We start from the raw sequence: 16708 nt of genomic DNA, 5'->3' as shown, positions 1-16708 counted from the left end.
GTGCGCTGGCCGCAGCGGGGCGCGGCGTCCGGGGACGCTCAGCGGTCCTGGGGTGCGGCCACCTCCATGCGCAGCGGCGAGCGCTCCGACGGGCTGAAGCGGTCGATACGGACCCGCTCCCACACCCCGCCCGTGCGAAACGGGTCGGCGGCGAAGTGCCGCTCGACGGTCTCTCGGTCCGGGGCCTCGACGACGATGAGGCTGCCGACCGCGTCCTCGGTGCCGTCCGCGGTCAGCGGGCCGTAGAGGAGCGGCCGCACGAGGCCGCCCTCGCGCAGCCGGCGCGAGTGCTGCGGCCGCAGCTCCTGGCGCAGCGCCGCTGTCCCTGGGCCGTCCACGCAGTGGACGACCCAGATCGACGCGGTCACGATGCGGCGGCCGGGGCGGGCACCGCGGCCTCGGACAGGGCGGCGCGCACGGCCTGCCGGGCAGCCATCGACTCCTGCTTCACCGCCACGGCCTCCGGAATGACCCGGATGGTCGTCTCGAACTCCGCTGCGGTTCTGCTGTCCTGACGGACAGTCAGCACGCAGTCGACCGAGGAGCCGACCGGGGAGGCGTCTTGGCGCACCAGACGGAACTCGATCGTGGCGGGCAGTGGGAAGACGAAGCTGTGGAAGGCCGAGCGGATGGAGCCGATGACGAACCGGGTCGGCTCCTCGGTCGACGGCAGGAACTGCTCGATGACGACCGTCCAAGTCTGCCGCGCGGCCTCGAGCAGGGTCACCGCGGGGATGTGCTGGCCCGTCAGGTGGTCCTCCAGCACCTCCACCCGCTGGTCCAGCAGCAGGGGCGCGGTGTAGAGGTCCGGGCCGGCCAATCGCACGGGCCCGATGAGGACGTTCTTGTCCTCGTGCTTGTGGGTCAGCTCGCGCCCCACCGGCAGGGGAACGTCGGCCCCGGTGCGCTCCCGCAGCTCGCGCAGTTGGTCCGCGCTGAGACCTTGGCCGACGACGATCGGCGGCGCTGCCGTGAGGTCTCCGGAACGCAGCGCGTCCAGCAGGTCGGTCACGGGCACGGTCCCCGCGTTCCCGAGGAACTCCTTGAAGCGATCGCCCACCACCGCGCGAGCGTCGGCGTTCTGCCGCATTTCTGACTCTCCTTGGTAATTCGGTGTCCGGTGGACCGATCAGACGGCGATGGACCGGGACAGGGCGGAGTGGTAGGCGTCGACGAACTCGTCGAAGGTGCGGACATCGGATATCAACAGGTCCTCGGCGAACGGATCCACGCCGATCTCCATCTCCAGCTGGATGATCAACCGTGCGATCAGCAGTGAACTCAGGCCGAGGTCGGTCAGCGACAGGTCGCCGCGTATGTCTCCGTGCTCGACTCCGGCCTCCTCCAGAAGGGCCGCGACAGCCTCGAGGACGATGGACCGGGTGGTGTCATGGCTCAACATGTGATTCCTCCGTCGACGACGATGGACTGTCCGGTGATGAACGACGCCTGTGGTGAGACGACGAACGAGACGGCGTCGGCGATCTCGTCGATCGAAGCGCTCCGGCCGAGCGGGGTGCGCCTTTGGATGCGTTCACGGTTGGTGTCGGTGACGTCGGTGGTCAGATCGCTCTCGAAGAACCCCGGTACGACGGAGTTCACCCGGATCTTCATGGGCCCCAGTTCACGGGCCAGCGCGCGGGTCATGCCGTCCAGGCCGGCCTTCGCCGCGGCGTACACCGCGACGCCGCGGTAGCCGCGGATCGCGTTGATCGAGGAGACGCTGACGATCTGACCGTGTCCCCCGAGGCTCATCACCCGGGCGCAGGCCTGAGTGAGCACGAGGGGGCCGGTGAGGTTGGCGGTGATGCCGGCGGCGATGCGTTCGGGCCGCTCCGTGAGGAAGAGTCGCTGGCCGTCCAGCACCGCCGCGTTGTTGACCAACAGGTCGATCCGGCCGAACCGGCGGGCGACGTCCGTGACGAACTGGCGCAGCGCCTTGACGTCCGTGAGATCGACCCGGTCCCACAGGAAATGCTCCGGCGCGGTCTCGGCGGTCTTCTCCACGAACTCGCTCACGGAACGGCTGAAGGTCGCCACGGTCCAGCCGTCGGCCAGCAGCCGGTCCACAAGCAGCGCCCCGAGCCCACGGCTGCCACCGCTGACCACCGCGACCCGCCGGCCCGCCGAGCGGTCGTCGGCGCCAGCGGCATCGGTGCTGCCGGTCACGCCACGCTCCTGACCTTCTTGAAACGGTCGGAGTGCTGGGCCCGAGTGGACACCTCCACGACAGCGGGCACCTTGAACGGCTCCAGCTTCGCCGCGCAGTGGCTGCGGATGCGGCGGGCCACCGACCGCTCGTCCTCCGCCTCGGCAAGCAGCACGGTCGCCTTGACCACCATCCCGGTGACATGGCTGGGACGGCCGCTCACGGTGACCTCGGCCACGTTGTCGACATCGAGGATCACGCTCTCGACCTCGCTGGGATACACCTTCTCCCCGCCCACGTTGATGATCTCCGATCGGCGTCCGAGGATGCGGATCCAGTCGCCGTCCGTCTCCACCATGTCCTGGGTGTTGAAGTAGCCTTCGGCGTCGAACGGGGCGGGCGCGTTGAGGTAGCCGAGCATCGCCATCTCGGAGCGGATCCACAGCACTCCGTCGACGATCTTGTGGTCGAAGCCGGAGTTGCCGAGCTTGACCCAGAGGGTGTCGTCGCTACGGGACTTGGTCGGCAGGATGCCGAGCTCGGAGAGTCCGTACGTCTGCTTGAAGCGCACGGTCGGGAGCAGTTCCTTCAGCCGCTGGAGGGTGCGCAGCGGCATCGGCTCCGTGCCGTACGTGATCAGCTCCAGGGAATCGGTGGCGAACCGCTCGGCGACCCCGGCGATCAGCACCATGTTGAGGAACGTGGGTGTGGTCGGCAGCACGTCCACCCGGTGATCCCGGATGGCCGCGAACACGGTGTCCGGTGTGCGCTCGGGCACCGTGACCACGGTGCCGCCCTGGCACAGGGTGTGCAGCAGGGTGTTGATTCCGCCGATGTGGTCGAGGCTCAGGAAGGACAGGATGCGGCGGGGTCTGCCGCCCGTCCGGTAGCGGCCGAGGACCTTCACGAAGTCCAGCACCGAGGCCTTGCTGCGCCCAGTCGTGCCGGAGCTGAACAGCACCAGGCCGGGCCGTCCGGCGGTGCGCAGCTGCGCGTAGAGCTCATGGTCGGCCCGGCGGCCGGTCCGCAGCAGGCTGCGCTGCCCGTCCGGGGCCAGCACGATCGTGGTCTCGACCTCGGCCACGTCCAGGAACTCGTCGCGCTTGGCGTCAGGCAGGACGGTGAGCGGCACGATGACGGCCCCGCGCTCGATCAGCGCGAGCAGCCCGGCACAGGACGCGGGCGAGTACGGGCCCTCCAGTGTCACTACCTCGCCGGCCTGCACCTGGTGCCCGTCCAGGAAGACCCGCCAGTCGGCCACCAGATCCAGGAGCTGTGCATAACTGAGGGCTGTGCCGTTGAAAACGATGGCGTCGGCGCTGCCGAATTTCTCCAGTTCGGTCAGTGGGGAACTGTCCACGGGTTTCCTCCGACGGTTGGTTTCTGAAAGGAAATCTACGAGGCAGAATCCGATGGAACAACGGTCATTTAGAGCGCCGCAATTCCTATGCGCGCTTGGGTACCCCAATGAAGGAGGGAAATAAAAAGGGCTGTTCCTCCGTGGTTGTGGAGGAACAGCCCGGAAGAGCCTCGGACCTTGTCGGAGGCCTCTCGGATATCAGGTGGCCGGCTGCTCGTCGGGGTCTGGCGCCTCGACGGGCACCGACGCCGCCACGGTCCGCGGTGCGGGTATCTCGCGGGACGACACGAAGACGCCCAGGGTGACCACGATGCCGGCGCCGATCTGCAGCAGGGTCACCGGCTGGCCCAGGGCGAACGAGGCGAGGACGGTGAAGACCGGCACCAGGTGGAAGAAGACCGCGGTGTCGGCCACGCCGATGTGGCTCACTCCGTAGTTCCAGAAGACGTACGCCAGCACGGTCGCGAGCAACCCGACGAAGGTCAGGGCCGCGTACACACCGGCCGGAAGATGGGCGAGGACGTGCGGGGTCGGCCGCGGGCTGACCAGCAGCGCGGCCACCCAGAGGCCGGCGCAGCCCATGATCGTGGTGAGGCCGGTGGTGACGACGGGGCTGCTGTTCTTGATGTACCGGCCACTCAGGATGGAGTAGAGCGCGAGACAGGTGGTGGCGCCCAGACACAGCAGGTCGCCGATGTTCGGCGGCTCCAGTCGCTGCACCGAGCCGCTCAGGATCAGGACCGCGACGCCGGCGAAGCTCACCATCGTGCCGATCTTGTGTCCGCGGCTGATGCGCTCGCCGTAGCAGACGCCTGCGATCAGAGCCGTCACCAGGGGGTTGGTGGCCTGGATGAGCGCGCCGTTGGTGGGCGAGGTGTACTTCATGCCGAAGAAGAACAGGACATTGAAGACCACGACACCGATCAGTGCCATGCCCAGGAGGGGGCGCCAGCTGCTCCGCAGCGCCCGCAGCGCGGTACGGCGGTTGGCCGCCAGGAGGCCGAGCACCACCACGCTCGCGACCGAGTACCGCAGCGCACCCCCGGCCGGTGGCGAGAGATAGCGCACCGAGTAGTTGACCAGGTTGAAGGTGGCACCCCAGAACAGCGCCGACAGGGTCAGCATGAGGTAGATGATCTTCTTGTTCACGGCGTTCTCCAGATCGCGGAACGGTGGGTCAGCCCAGTACGGCCGCTTGGGCGAAGGAACCTGTCTCCGCGGGGAGTACCGGCCAGCCCAGCCGCGCCGCGTGGTCGGCCAGCACAGGATCGTGGCCGCCGACCACGTGCGGGCGGCCGAGCAGGCGGAGCATCCCGAGATCACTGGAGTGGTCGCCGTAGCCGGAGCACTCGGCGGCGTCGGCGCCCAGCCGGGCCAGGGTCTCGGCCACCGAGTCGGTCTTGGCGTCGCCGATCATCGGCCGTCGCACCTCGCCGGTCAACCGGCCTTCGGCGTCCGCGAGCGGTTCGGAGCAGAGCACCACGTCAGCGCGGAGTTCCCGGGCCAGCGGGCCGAGGCACCCGGTGAATGAGCCGGAGACCAGCACGACCGTGTCGCCCGCGGTGACATGCCGCCGCAGGGCGTCCACGCTCGCCAGCACGAAGGCATCGGGGCGGCGCCGGTAGTCGTCGTACCAGTCCTGACCGGCGGCCAGGAGTTCCGTCCACGGAGCCCCGGCGAAGCGGCGGTAGTACGCGCGGTTCACCTCCGGCCGCGGGACGCCCTCGGACCACATGGTTCGGAACGTGGCCATCGCATGCTCGTAGTCGCTCTCGTCGCCGCCGTTGCGGAGGATCCAGAACCGCAGGAAGTCGAACATGCTTTTGACGCCGATGAGCGTCTCGTCGACGTCGAAGAAGGCGGCTCGGGGGATGGTGCGCATGACGCGATGTGATCCCTTCGGGAAGTGGCCGGGCCTGCTCGACGGTATTGGCCGGCCCGGTCGGGGCGCGCGGAAATGCAACCAAGGTGGTAGAAGCAACCGGCGAGGCACCGCCCGGCGGCGCGGCAACGGCGCTGATCGGACCGATATTTCTGGTCAGGTATGCCAGTTCGGCCACGCTGAAAGCGTCGTTGACCGGCCGGCGGTGCCGAACCTAATGTCCTGGCGTACCCACTCGTGAAAAAACCTTTCTCACGGAAAGCGAGGGATGTAAATGTCCCAGCGGAATGCCGGCGCCGTCGCCGAGGAGTTCTGGGCCAAGCTGCAGAGCGGCGACCGTGAGGGCGTGCTGGCCATGCTCCCGGACACGCTGGACTGGTTCGTCCCCGGCAACCCCGAACTCGTGCCGTGGGCCGGCCGGCGTACCAGTAAGCAGGAGATCCGGCAGTTCCTCGAAATGCTGGGCGGAACCATGAAGCCCGAGGTCAACAAGGTGGAGCAGGTGATCTCCGAGGGGCCGCACGCGGTCGTGACCGGCTACTTCGAACACCGCTGCCGCGCCACTGGCAAGCTCTTTGCCTCGCCGTACGCCCTGCGTCTGACGGTCAAGGACGGCCTGATCACCCACTACGACATCTACGAGGACACCCAGGCCCTCGTCGACGCCCTGCGCTGACCGCACCGGCTCGGCTCGCTCCGGGCCGCTCCACCCCCGGCCGTGGGGCGGGGCGGGGACCTACCGCCGCGCCCCACGACAGCTGAACTCCTCTTCTCAGGTGGCCAGTTGAACCTCGCACCCGTTATCGTCCCGCACCCCGAGCCGGCCACTGACGGCCTCCCCGAACGACAGGTGGGCCTCGGGAATCACAGCACCCGTCTCCTCGACCGCCCCGCCGAACGACCGTCGGACAGGGCCCCGCTGGTCCTGGTCCACGCGCTGGGCCTGGATCGCCTGATGTGGGCACCCGTCATCGGGCGCCTGCCCGCAGACCGCCGGATCATCGCCTACGACGTGCGCGGTCACGGCCGTGCGGCGGGCGCGCCCCCCGCGCCGGACCTGCATGCCCTGGCCGACGACCTGGTGCGGCTACTCGACGAACTCGGCGTCGAGCGGATCGGGCTGGTGGGCCTGTCCATGGGCGGGGCCATCGCCCAGACCTTCGCCGTCGACCATCCCAACCGCCTCACGGACCTGTACCTGGTGGCCACCGCCGCCGACCCGCAGGACGCCTATCTCCAGCGCGCGGCCGAGGCCGAGACGCACGGCGTCGGCGCCCAGCTGCCGGCCGCCCTCGAGCGCTGGTTCAGTCCGGCCTACCTGGCCGCGGAGCCCGCACCCGTGCGCTACGCACGGCAGTCCGTACGCCGGACCGATGTCGCCGACTGGTGCGCGAGTTGGCGGGCGCTCGCTCGTCTCGACACCCGGGCCGCCCTGTCCGGGATCAAGGTGCCCACCCGGGTGATCGCAGGCGGGGACGACCCAGCGACACCGCCCGCGATGATGCGGGACATCGCCCGCGACATCCCGGGCGCCGACTTCGCGGTGATTCCCGGTGTACGGCACCTGATCAGCCTTGAGGCTCCGGACCGCCTGGCCCGGTTGCTGACCCCGGATTACTGATCCAACGCGCTACCACTTCGGTGGCAGAAGCCATGGCCGGACCCGATCGCCTGGCTAGTTTTAGCGTCAGCTGAACCAGCCGAAAGGGAAATGCCTTGCCCAGTCGCGTAGATTCGCTTTCCACTCAGCATTCGGTTGATCATTCGGTTGATATATCACTCGCGATCAGAAGCGACCGAAGACGGCTTGAAATTGCCCTGCTCCTCGAAGAGTTGGGGCAGAGCGAAGCCGTCGGCGTCGTCCGGGTGTCCGACGACCCCGTGACGGCGGTCGCTCAGGCGGCGTCGGACCCCGGCCGGATCGCCCTCGTCGCGCTCGCCGATCTGGTCGGATCGCCGTCCTTCCCACGGGAGTTCGCAGACCTGGCGCGGCTCGACGCGCTGATGCTCATCACCAAGGACGACGTGGCCTCGCTGCGGCGACTCCCGGAACTGCCGGGCATCGGCTACTTGGGTCCCGACGAACTGACCCCGGACGGACTGCGCGAGGCGCTCTCCCGGATGGCGGCGGGCAAACCGCCGGTCCCCGCCTGGCTGGCGCATGACCTGCTCACCGCCTGGCGGGCGGCACCAGAGGCCCGAGCGGCCACCCGGCTGACCCGGCGGGAGCAGCAGACCCTCGTCCTCCTGGTCGACGGGCTGAGCAACAAACAGATCGGACGACGCCTCGGCATCTCCGATCATGGCGCCAAGCGTCTGGTCGGCAACATCCTCGCCAAGCTCGACTGCCCGAACCGCACCGCGGTCGCCACACTGGCAGTCCGGGACGGCCTGTACGACCAGTGCGCACGCAACGCTCTGCCCGTCTGACCCAGCGAGCGCCCACGGCACAGCGCCTAAGGCGAAACACCGAGGGCGAGACACCGCAAGGCGGAACATCGGAGTACCTCAGAGGGCCAAACGCTGCCCCACGGCCGCTCCCCCGGACCATCATCCCTCTCCCTCACCACTCACTCACCGTCCAGGAAAGAGGCATCCCATGCCCATCATCACGATCCAGCAGGGTCCGCAGCCCGTCGAGCGCAAGCGCGAACTCGTCCGACGTGTCACCGAGGCCATGGTCGAGGCTTATGGGCTGCCGCCCGAGTCGGTACAGGTCTGGATCCACGAAGTTCCCGCGGACAGCTGGGGAAAGGCCGGCCGGCTCACCTTCGACAAGTGAACGAACGAGAGCGTGGTTCGAGGGCTCATGCCCGTTTCCGTCTTGAGGGTGGGTAAGGCCGGCTGGTCGTGGGCCACCCGGGCAACTGTCCCCTCAGCTCCCCGAACGCCTCGTGGAAGCCCGGGAAAGTCTTCCGTACGCACCCCGGGTCGTCGAACGAAATACCCGGCACGCGGAGCCCGGTCACCGCGAAGGACATGACCATGCGGTGGTCGCCGTAGGACGTGATCTCCGTAGGCGTGACAGGGTGCGCGCCCGGCCTGATCTCGATCCAGTCGGGGCCCGTCGCCACCTCGACGCCCAGTCGCCGGAGGTTCTCCGCGCAGGCCTCCAGGCGGTCGCACTCCTTCACCCTGGTGTTGCCCACGTCCTCGATCCGGACCGGGCCGGAGGCGAAGGGGGCGATCGCGGCCAGGGTCGGCATGGTGTCCGAGATGTCCCGCATGGTGGTCGTGAGGCCGCGCAGCTCGCCGGTGCCGCGGACGCGGGTGCCGGTCGCGTCGACCGACACCTCCGCGCCCATCCGCCGCAGTACGTCGACGAAGGCCAGGTCGCCCTGGAGCGCGCCCGTGCCGAGCCCCCGTACCGTCACCTCGGCTCCCGGTGTCACCGCCGCCGCGGCGAAGAAGTAGCTCGCCGTGGACGCGTCCGGCTCGATGTCGTAGGTCGTCGCCCTGTAGCCGCCCGGCGGGACCACGTAGACCGTGCCCTCTCTGCGGACCTCCACGCCGAACGCCCGCATCATCGCGATGGTGATCTCGACATAGGGGGCGGACACCAGGTCCGTGACCCGGATGCGGAGGCCCTTGCGGGTCAGGGGGCCGAGCAGGAGGAGCGCGGTCAGGTACTGGGAGGACTGGCCCGCGTCCAGGACCACTTCGCCGCCCTCCACGCCCGACGCCCTTACGGTCAGCGGGTGGTGGCCCTCCGCCTCCTCGTGGCGCAGGTCCACACCGAGGTCGCGCAGGGCGCGGGTCAGGGGGAGCAGCGGCCTGCGGCGCATCTGCGGGGAGGCGTCGAAGCGGTACGTTCCCCGCCCCGCCGCCGCCAGGGTCGGCAGGAAGCGGGCCGTCGTCGCGCCGTCCCGGCAGTACACGTCCGCCTCGGTGACCGCCGGGCCCTGCGGGCGGCCGTCGATCTGCCAGGCGTCCGGGGTCCGGCCCACCCGGTAGCCGAGCCGGGTCAGGCCCTCGGCGAAGCCCTCGGTGTCGTCCGAGCGGAGCGGGCGCCGGAGAGTGGTGACTCCATCGGCGGCGGCCGCGAGGAAGAGCGCGCGGGCGGTGACGGACTTGGAACCGGGGATGTCGACTGCGGGCATGGCCTCATGATCGGGCGAGCGCGGGGCCGGGTGCCGCCGCGTCCACGGGATGGACCGCTGCCCGTCGCCCGCGCGTCACCCGGAACCGCCCCCGATCCCGCCTAGGCCCTGTCGTCAAATTCCCGTCTGCCCGGCGACGCCATGCACGCACTCTCGCCGCACCGGGCCCAGACCCAAGTACGTCCAGTACGAGGGTCAGGGCCCGGCACGCCGAGAGCACGCACCTGACGCCGCCGGGCCGCCCTCCGGGCGACGACGAGAATTTGACGACAGGACCTACGCCTTCGTCCTGGTCGCGATGAGATGTTCGACGAGGGCGAGCAGCAGGTCGCGGCCGACCGACTTCTCCCTCATGTCGCCCATCACCAGCGGGACTTCGGCGTCGAGGGTCAGCGCGTCCCGGATCTCCCGCTCGTCCCGGTCCATCCGGCCGTAGAAGCAGTTGACGCCGATGACGAAGGGGATGCCCCGGCTCTCGAAGAAGTCGATGGAGGCGAAGCTGTTCTCCAGGCGCCGGGTGTCGGCCAGCACGACCGCGCCGAGGGCGCCGCGCACCAGGTCGTTCCACATGAACCAGAAGCGTTCCTGCCCCGGTGTCCCGAAGAGGTAGACGACCAGGTGGGGGTTGACCGTGATGCGGCCGAAGTCCATCGCGACCGTGGTGGTCGTCTTGTCCTCCACCCCGCCGACGTCGTCGACGCCCTCGCTGGCGACCGTCAGGTACTCCTCGGTGCGCAGCGGCGCCACCTCGCTGACCGCGCCGACCAGGGTCGTCTTGCCCACGCCGAAGCCGCCGGCCACCAGGATCTTGGCCGCCGTGGGCGCCGGGGTCGCCGGGGTCGCCGTCATCGGGCGCACGCCGTCGATCGGTTCAGAGTCTGCGTAGACCATCTCTCACCGCCCGCAGAAGAGTCATGTCCGTGTCGCTTCCGACCGCCACGGCGAGCGGCGGCCTCGCCGTCACCTGGCCGAGCGCCACGAGGTCGTCGATGAGGATCTTCGTGACCGACACCGGCAGGTTCAGCTCGGCGGCCACCTCCGCCACCGCCACCGAGGTGCGGCACTGCCGCAGGATCGAGCGGTGCTCGGGCTGCAGCCCACGCTGGGAGGAACGGCCCGCCGCCGACTCCACGGTGGTCACCATGGTGACCAGGGTGAGGTCGTCCCGCGCGGGAGCCGTCCGGCCCTGCGTGATCGTGTAGGGCCGGACGGAGAGTTCCTCCGGGTCGCCCGCGCCTGCCTCCAGGTCGTCCATCCAGTGGCTCACTCACGTACACCGCCCTCGACGGACGCCGTCGCGATACCGCGTACCTCGGTGCCCAGCCGCCGGCCCACCTGCTGCATGAGGGTGTGCATGGCCACCGCCATCACCTCGGCGTCCACCTCCTGGGAGGCCACCACCGCCAGGTGGGTGCCCTCGCCCGCGGCCGTGATGAACAGCCACAGCTCGGCCATCTCGACGATCACCTGCTGCACCGGGCCACCCCCGAACAGCTTGCCCGCACCCCGGGCCAGACTCTGCTGGCCGGTGGCCACGGCGGCCAGGCGCTCGGCGTCCCGGCGGGCGATGGAACGGGACTGGCTCACCACCAGCCCGTCGTCCGACAGCACGATCGCGTGCTGGGTGCCGGGCACCTGTTCGACCAGGCCGTCCAGCAACCAGTCGAGATCCTGATGCGTGGCGGTCGTTCGCTCTGTCATGGTCAGTCTTCCGTCGGGATCCGTCTGCGGTACGGCAGGACCTCGGGGTGGTCCTGCTCTCCGGCACTGTCGTCCGCCGTGCCGGCGCGGTTGATGGGGCCACCGCTCGTGGTGGCCGGGTGGGTGGCGCGGGTTCCCTGCCGGGCCATCCGGGACTGGCGCTGGAAGGCGCCGATCGTCGCGCCCGAACGCCCCGGCCCGGTCTTCCGGGCGGGTGACCGGTCCTCGGCCGGAGGGGACGGGCGGACGTCCGTGTCCGGATCCCGCAGCTCGTCGACGAGGCTGGCCATGCGCACCCGCTTGGGCAGCGGCATCGTGGACGGCAGACCGCCGGACTCCGGCGGGCCGGTGCGGCGAGGGACCGTCGCGGTCCGGGTACGACCGCCGTGCTGGACACCGGGCCTGGAGGGACCGGGGCGGGACGGGGCGTCGAAGCCCGGGTCCGCGGCGGAGGCGAACACATCGGTCCGCGGGCCCGGTACGGGAGCCGGGCCGGGCGCGGACGCCGGCATGTGGTCCGGCAGCGGGGGCCACGCGCCCGCGCCGACCGGCTCGGGCACCTGGTCGAGCAGCTCGTCGAAGACGGGATCGGGCACCGCCTGGGGTCGGCGGGCGTCCTCGTCGGTGACGAGTTCCTCGGGAATGAGGACGACCACCCGGGTGCCGCCGAACGACGAGGGCCGCAACTCCACCTGGATTCCCAGGCCGTGGGCCAGCCGCGCCACCACGTACAGGCCCAGCCGGATGTCCTCGGCCCGCGACATGACGTCCATCCGGGGCGGCTCGGCCATCAGCCGGTTCGCCTCGTCGTACTCCTCGGTCGTCATGCCCATCCCGCGGTCCTCGATCTCGACCGCGAGACCGCGCCCGACACGGGACGCGTACACCTCCACCGGGGTCGGCGGCTTGGAGAACGACACCGCGTTCTCCATCAGCTCGGCCAGCACGTGCACGACCAGGCCGACCGCGCGCTCCGACAGCCAGACCCGGCCGTCCACCTCGATCTGGACCCGCCGGTAGTCCTGCACCTCGCTCTGCGCCGAACGCAGCACGTCCACCATCAACACGGGCTTGCGCCACCGTCGTTGGGGCTGGCCGCCGCCCAGGATCACCAGGTTCTCCTCGTACCGCCGCAGCCGGGCGGTCAGGTGGTCGAGGTCGAACAGGCCCTCCAGGACCTCCGGGTCCTCGTGCCGGCGCTCCAGTTCGCTGAGCTTCTTCATCTGGAGGCCGATCAGCAACTGCGTGCGGCGGGCGATGCGTTGGAGCAGTTTCTCGAAGCCGCGGAACTGGCTCACCTGGGTCATCGTGGTGTCCAGCGCGCTGTGCCGGGCGAGGTTGAGGGCCTCACCGAGTTGTCCCAGCTCGTCCTGCGCGTGCTGGATCGGGGGCAGTTCGGCGTCCGGGTCGACCGGCTCGCCGCGCCGCATCCGCTCCACCACGTCCGGCATCCGGGTCTGGAGGTCGAGGGCCGCCTGCCGCAGCGCGAAGATCCGCCGCCGCAGGGTCCTCGTGAGCAGCGTGCTGACCACGATGACCAGGATCACCGCGCCCGCGCCGAGCAGGCTGGTGAGGAGCAACCTCGTCTCCAGCGAGCCCAGTTCGGCGTCGATGGAGACGATCAGACCGGTCCAGAAGTCCGCGTTGACCTGCTGGAGCGGAGCCGCGACCTGCCCGAGGGCGGTGCCCCACTTCTTGGCGAGCGCGGGGGAGAACGTGGTGGTGCCGGAGGAGGAGCCGTGCAGGACGCTCTGCTCGACCGCGGTCTTCTGCTGCCACGCGCTGCCGGCCAGCAGCTTGCGGTAGCGGGCCGCCAGGTCGGCGGACATCGCGGGGACGACCTTGTTGTCGTAGATGAACGCCTGGGCGCCCACGAGTTCGGACAACTGGCCGCGTTCGTCGGCGGTCAGCTTCCCGGTCGCGCCCGCGCGGGTGACGATCGCGCTCTCACGCGAGATCATCTCCATGCCCCAGAGCGAGTCGTTGGCCGGCCGGATCCGGTAGTCGATGTCGTCCATGCCCAGTTTGCTCATGGAGGTGAACAACTGGAGGTCGGTGGCGACCAGTCCGGTGTACGCGTCGTAGGTCTCCTGCTGGGAGGCGGTCTTGTGGTCGACAGCCTCCCGATAGGCCGTCAGTTTCTGCTGCTCGGCGATGACCTGGGTGACCCCGTGCTTGATGTCGGACGGGGCGCTGAACCCGCCGGCATCGAGGTCCTCGATCTTCTTCATCGCCGCGTCGGTGAAGTCGCGCTGCTTCTTCAACTGCGTGCGGTAGGTCCCGGGGTCGGCCAGGTCGGAGGCGCTGAGCCGCCGCTCCTCCTGGAGGCCGTAGAACGCGACCGCGACCAGGACCGAGGCCTGGTGGGAGGAGTCGCTGCGCGCCTTCTGCTGGCGCCAGTCGGTGAACAGTTGCAGGGAGGTCGTCGCCCACAGGGCGGCGAGGGTCACGCACGGCACCAGGGCCAGGACCAACAGGACCGTGCGCAGGGAGAGTTGCCTACCGCCTCCCCTCTCGGTACGACCTGGTCTTTTCGGCGCTCGTGCATGCACTGCCACGGATGTCCCCAGCGCGCTCGGAGTGACGGGTGCGATACAGCCCGTTCGATCTCGCGAGATGCTACCGCCCGTCAGACGATAGGAATATCAAAGAACACAAACGATTTAGCGAACACGAGAGCGATCGTCACGACAACCCGAGGTCACAGCACTTCCGCACCCTCCACCCCACCCTCACCAACTTCCCGAATTGACCGGCGACTCGGGAACCCAGCCCGCCCGCGGTCCGTCCAACCAGCATGCTGCCGGACGAGTCTCCGCGGTACGGCGTCGGCCCTCGCTGCTGGCTGCGATCGCTGACCAACCCTCTCCTCCGTACCGCGGCCGGCGGCAGGCCGTCATCGGCGCGCCCCCCTCCAACTGCGCCGATGGCGGCCCCCCTACGAGGTACGGTGCGGTCCCCCTCCGGCATCCGTAAGGAGCGCACATGCCCTCCAGACGTACCGTTCTCGCCGCGACCGTGGGCGTCACCGCGTCCCTCGCGGTCGGCGTCACCGCCCACGCCGACGACCAGACCCTCCGCGCGCTGATCTCCCGCATGTCCCTGCCGGAGAAGGTCGGCCAGCTCTTCGTGATGCGGGTCTACGGCCACTCCGCCACCGCCCCCGACCAGGCCGACATCGACGCCAACCTGAGCGAAATCGGCGTCCGCACGGCCGCCGAGCTGATCGCCAAGTACCGGGTCGGCGGCATCATCTACTTCACCTGGGCGCACAACACCCGCGACCCGCACCAGATCGCCGCGCTGTCCAACGGCATCCAGAAGGCCTCGCTGGGCCGGCCGCGCGGGCTGCCCGTGCTCATCGCCACCGACCAGGAGCACGGCATCGTCTGCCGCGTCGGCGCGCCCGCCACCCTCTTCCCGGGCGCGATGGCGATCGGCGCCGGCGGCTCCCTGACCGACGCCCGCGCCCTCGGCCGGATCTCCGGCGCCGAGCTGCGCGCGATGGGCGTCAACCAGGACTACTCCCCCGACGCCGACGTGAACGTCAACCCGGCCAACCCGGTCATCGGCGTACGGTCCTTCGGCGCCGACCCGGACGCGGTGGCCGGCCTGGTCGCCGCCGAGGTGAAGGGGTATCAGGGCAGCCGGGTGGCGGCGACCGCCAAGCACTTCCCGGGGCACGGCGACACCGCCGTGGACAGCCACTTCGGGTTCCCCGTCATCACGCACAGCCGCGAGGTGTGGGGGAAGCTGGACGCCGTCCCCTTCCGTGCGGCCATCGGCTCGGGCATCGACTCGATCATGACCGCGCACATCATGGTCCCGGCCCTCGACGACTCCGGCGACCCGGCCACCCTCTCCCACCCGATCCTCACCGGCATCCTGCGCGGCGAACTCGGCTACGACGGAGTCGTGATCACCGACTCGCTGGGCATGGAGGGGGTGCGGCAGAAGTACGGCGACGACCGGGTGCCGGTGCTCGCCCTGAAGGCCGGGGTCGACCAGCTCCTCAACCCGCCCTCCCTGGACATCGCCTGGAACGCCGTCCTCAAGGCCGTACAGGACGGGGAGTTGACCGAGGCACGGCTCGACGAGTCGATCCTGCGGGTGCTGCGGCTGAAGGCACGGCTGGGGCTGTTCAAGGATCCGTACGCCACCGAGGCGGGCGTGGACCGCACCGTCGGCACCCCGGCGCACCTCGCCGCCGCCGACCGCATCGCCGAGCGGACGACCACCCTGCTGGTCAACAGCGCGGGCCTGCTGCCGCTGTCCCGTCGTACGCACGAGAAGGTCCTGGTGGTCGGCGCCGACCCGGCCTCGCCGACCGGTACGACGGGACCGCCCACCGGTGTACTCGCCGCCGCCCTGGGCGAGTTGGGCTTCACGGCGACCGCCCGGTCCACCGGCACGGACCCCTCCGCCGCGACGATCACGGCGGCCGTGGCCGCGGCGCGGGAGGTGGACGCGGTGGTGGTGGCGACCTACAACGTCACGGCGGGCAGCTCGCAGAAGACGCTGGTCGAGCAACTCCTCACCACCGGGAAGCCGGTCGTGGCCATCGCGGTCCGCAACCCCTACGATGTGGCTCAACTCCCCTCGGTTCCCGCCTACTTGGCGTCCTACTCCTGGACCGACGTCGAACTGCGGGCGGCGGCACGGGTGATCGCGGGCCGGGTCGGGCCGCGCGGGAAGCTTCCGGTGGCGGTCCAGCGCGCGGACGATCCGGCGCAGGTGCTGTATCCGATCGGGCACGGACTGTCGTACTAGGGGTACGTTCCGCCCCCGCCGCGCCCCCGCCAACTGACCCAAAGCCCCCCGCACATCTGGCGGGCGCCCGCCGCGGGGGGTCACGCTGGGCGGGGGCAGTCGGGGGGATCGATGCGTGGGAGACGGAGCGTGGGGGTGGGGTGCGCGCTGCTCGCCGCCCTGGTGGCCGGGTGCTCGTCCGCGAGCGGCTCCGACGCGGGCGACGGCCGGCTCGGCGGGAAGGCGTCCGCCGCGTCGGCGACCACCCAACCCTCCGGGTACGGCGCGGTGTTCCTCGCCCTCGACGAGTGCAGTTCCTTCGGCACGACCAGTTTCACCGAGGTGCCCTGCACCAGTGAGCGGGCCGCGGCCCGGGTCGTCGCCCGCTACGACGGCGAGGTGGGCAAGGGTCCCCCGTGCCCGGCGACCACCGACTTCGTCCTGCACATCAGTGCCCAGGGTTCCTCGGGCCCGAACGGCGACAGCGCCGTACCGAGGGGCTACGCCTGTATGCGCAACCTGGAACCGCCGCACCCCGGCGACCCGGGCGGCGGGGGCGGGCCCCGCACGATCGTCGGCGACTGCGTCTACGGCTCCGGCAGCGGCCAGGTCCGGGAGACGGCGTGCGACGGCTCGGGGGCGAGGAAACCGCAGTACAAAGTGGTCAAGGCGGTGCTCCGGCGGGCGAGTTGCCCCGCCTCGACCGACCTCTACGTCCAACTCGGCGGCATACGGCCGGTGGGCTGCGCCCGGCCTCTGTGAACGCC

Annotated in this window: 18 protein-coding genes; 6 read left to right on the top strand and 12 right to left on the bottom strand. The window is 70.2% G+C overall.

The window, feature by feature from the left end; genetic code table 11:
• Positions 1 to 38: 38 nt before the first annotated feature.
• From ABZT04_RS19700 to ABZT04_RS19670, 7 genes are all read right to left on the bottom strand, one after another.
• Positions 39 to 368, bottom strand: a complete 330-nt coding sequence (locus ABZT04_RS19700; RefSeq protein ID WP_356057933.1) for a YciI family protein — start codon at positions 366 to 368, stop codon at positions 39 to 41.
• Entirely contained in the window at positions 365 to 1090 is a 726-nt protein-coding gene (locus ABZT04_RS19695; protein WP_356057931.1) for an AfsA-related hotdog domain-containing protein, read from the bottom strand. The genes ABZT04_RS19700 and ABZT04_RS19695 overlap by 4 nt, the downstream gene beginning before the upstream one ends.
• Positions 1091 to 1129: 39 nt before the next feature.
• A complete protein-coding gene (locus tag ABZT04_RS19690) occupies positions 1130 to 1402 on the bottom strand; it encodes an acyl carrier protein (protein WP_356057929.1) in 273 nt (90 codons plus the stop codon).
• Positions 1396 to 2169 (bottom strand): SDR family oxidoreductase, encoded by a 774-nt coding sequence (locus ABZT04_RS19685; protein WP_356057928.1) that lies wholly within the window; start codon positions 2167 to 2169, stop codon positions 1396 to 1398. Before ABZT04_RS19685 ends, ABZT04_RS19690 begins: the two co-directional genes overlap by 7 nt.
• The gene (locus tag ABZT04_RS19680; protein ID WP_356057927.1) at positions 2166 to 3509 is read right to left on the bottom strand and encodes a fatty acid--CoA ligase family protein; all 1344 of its coding nucleotides are present in this window, start codon (positions 3507 to 3509) and stop codon (positions 2166 to 2168) included. Before ABZT04_RS19680 ends, ABZT04_RS19685 begins: the two co-directional genes overlap by 4 nt.
• A gap of 198 nt (positions 3510 to 3707) precedes the next feature.
• Complete coding sequence (locus tag ABZT04_RS19675; protein ID WP_356057925.1) at positions 3708 to 4658, bottom strand: DMT family transporter; 951 nt, start codon at positions 4656 to 4658, stop codon at positions 3708 to 3710.
• Positions 4659 to 4686: 28 nt separating this feature from the next.
• Complete coding sequence (locus ABZT04_RS19670; RefSeq protein WP_356057924.1) at positions 4687 to 5391, bottom strand: HAD-IB family hydrolase; 705 nt, start codon at positions 5389 to 5391, stop codon at positions 4687 to 4689.
• Positions 5392 to 5665: 274 nt separating this feature from the next.
• On the opposite strand from ABZT04_RS19670, the gene ABZT04_RS19665 reads away from it, so the two are divergent.
• The 4 genes from ABZT04_RS19665 to dmpI all read left to right on the top strand — a co-directional run bounded on the left by ABZT04_RS19665 (position 5666) and on the right by dmpI (position 8173).
• Positions 5666 to 6067 carry a nuclear transport factor 2 family protein gene (locus ABZT04_RS19665; RefSeq protein WP_356057923.1) on the top strand — a complete coding sequence of 134 codons (402 nt, stop codon included), beginning with the start codon at positions 5666 to 5668 and terminating at the stop codon, positions 6065 to 6067.
• A 108-nt stretch (positions 6068 to 6175) separates the two neighbouring features.
• Positions 6176 to 7012, top strand: coding sequence for an alpha/beta fold hydrolase (locus ABZT04_RS19660; protein WP_356057922.1), 837 nt, complete (start codon positions 6176 to 6178; stop codon positions 7010 to 7012).
• Positions 7013 to 7224: 212 nt separating this feature from the next.
• A complete protein-coding gene (locus ABZT04_RS19655; RefSeq protein ID WP_356057921.1) occupies positions 7225 to 7821 on the top strand; it encodes a LuxR C-terminal-related transcriptional regulator in 597 nt (198 codons plus the stop codon).
• Positions 7822 to 7990: 169 nt separating this feature from the next.
• Positions 7991 to 8173 carry a 4-oxalocrotonate tautomerase DmpI gene (gene dmpI / locus ABZT04_RS19650; protein WP_356057920.1) on the top strand — a complete coding sequence of 61 codons (183 nt, stop codon included), beginning with the start codon at positions 7991 to 7993 and terminating at the stop codon, positions 8171 to 8173.
• A gap of 25 nt (positions 8174 to 8198) precedes the next feature.
• Here dmpI and aroA read toward each other — a convergent pair whose 3' ends face one another.
• From aroA to ABZT04_RS19625, 5 genes are all read right to left on the bottom strand, one after another.
• Entirely contained in the window at positions 8199 to 9491 is a 1293-nt protein-coding gene (gene aroA, locus ABZT04_RS19645; protein ID WP_356057918.1) for a 3-phosphoshikimate 1-carboxyvinyltransferase, read from the bottom strand.
• Positions 9492 to 9767: 276 nt separating this feature from the next.
• A complete protein-coding gene (locus ABZT04_RS19640) occupies positions 9768 to 10340 on the bottom strand; it encodes an ATP/GTP-binding protein (protein ID WP_356057917.1) in 573 nt (190 codons plus the stop codon).
• Between the two features lie 22 nt (positions 10341 to 10362).
• The gene (locus ABZT04_RS19635) at positions 10363 to 10746 is read right to left on the bottom strand and encodes a DUF742 domain-containing protein (protein ID WP_355921058.1); all 384 of its coding nucleotides are present in this window, start codon (positions 10744 to 10746) and stop codon (positions 10363 to 10365) included.
• A gap of 8 nt (positions 10747 to 10754) precedes the next feature.
• Positions 10755 to 11192 (bottom strand): roadblock/LC7 domain-containing protein, encoded by a 438-nt coding sequence (locus ABZT04_RS19630; protein ID WP_355921061.1) that lies wholly within the window; start codon positions 11190 to 11192, stop codon positions 10755 to 10757.
• A gap of 2 nt (positions 11193 to 11194) precedes the next feature.
• Positions 11195 to 13642 (bottom strand): nitrate- and nitrite sensing domain-containing protein, encoded by a 2448-nt coding sequence (locus tag ABZT04_RS19625; protein ID WP_356057916.1) that lies wholly within the window; start codon positions 13640 to 13642, stop codon positions 11195 to 11197.
• Between the two features lie 535 nt (positions 13643 to 14177).
• On the opposite strand from ABZT04_RS19625, the gene ABZT04_RS19620 reads away from it, so the two are divergent.
• A complete protein-coding gene (locus ABZT04_RS19620; RefSeq protein WP_356057915.1) occupies positions 14178 to 15962 on the top strand; it encodes a glycoside hydrolase family 3 protein in 1785 nt (594 codons plus the stop codon).
• Between the two features lie 111 nt (positions 15963 to 16073).
• Entirely contained in the window at positions 16074 to 16703 is a 630-nt protein-coding gene (locus tag ABZT04_RS19615; RefSeq protein ID WP_356057914.1) for a hypothetical protein, read from the top strand.
• Positions 16704 to 16708 lie beyond the last annotated feature (5 nt).

Source organism: Streptomyces sp. NPDC005492, from assembly GCF_040605995.1.
GTDB lineage: Bacteria > Actinomycetota > Actinomycetes > Streptomycetales > Streptomycetaceae > Streptomyces.
The sequence above is the reverse complement of the archived record's forward strand: the minus strand, read 5'-3'. Positions and strand labels throughout refer to the sequence as shown.

Excerpts from the sequence above, each read along its gene's own strand:
- ABZT04_RS19695 (WP_356057931.1), bottom strand. The coding sequence starts at position 1,090 with ATGCGGCAGAACGCCGACGCTCGCGCGGTGGTGGGCGATCGCTTCAAG.
- ABZT04_RS19690 (WP_356057929.1), bottom strand. The coding sequence starts at position 1,402 with ATGTTGAGCCATGACACCACCCGGTCCATCGTCCTCGAGGCTGTCGCG.
- ABZT04_RS19670 (WP_356057924.1), bottom strand. The coding sequence starts at position 5,391 with ATGCGCACCATCCCCCGAGCCGCCTTCTTCGACGTCGACGAGACGCTC.
- ABZT04_RS19665 (WP_356057923.1), top strand. The coding sequence starts at position 5,666 with ATGTCCCAGCGGAATGCCGGCGCCGTCGCCGAGGAGTTCTGGGCCAAG.
- dmpI (WP_356057920.1), top strand. The coding sequence starts at position 7,991 with ATGCCCATCATCACGATCCAGCAGGGTCCGCAGCCCGTCGAGCGCAAG.
- aroA (WP_356057918.1), bottom strand. The coding sequence starts at position 9,491 with ATGCCCGCAGTCGACATCCCCGGTTCCAAGTCCGTCACCGCCCGCGCG.
- ABZT04_RS19640 (WP_356057917.1), bottom strand. The coding sequence starts at position 10,340 with ATGACGGCGACCCCGGCGACCCCGGCGCCCACGGCGGCCAAGATCCTG.
- ABZT04_RS19635 (WP_355921058.1), bottom strand. The coding sequence starts at position 10,746 with ATGGACGACCTGGAGGCAGGCGCGGGCGACCCGGAGGAACTCTCCGTC.
- ABZT04_RS19630 (WP_355921061.1), bottom strand. The coding sequence starts at position 11,192 with ATGACAGAGCGAACGACCGCCACGCATCAGGATCTCGACTGGTTGCTG.
- ABZT04_RS19620 (WP_356057915.1), top strand. The coding sequence starts at position 14,178 with ATGCCCTCCAGACGTACCGTTCTCGCCGCGACCGTGGGCGTCACCGCG.
- ABZT04_RS19615 (WP_356057914.1), top strand. The coding sequence starts at position 16,074 with ATGCGTGGGAGACGGAGCGTGGGGGTGGGGTGCGCGCTGCTCGCCGCC.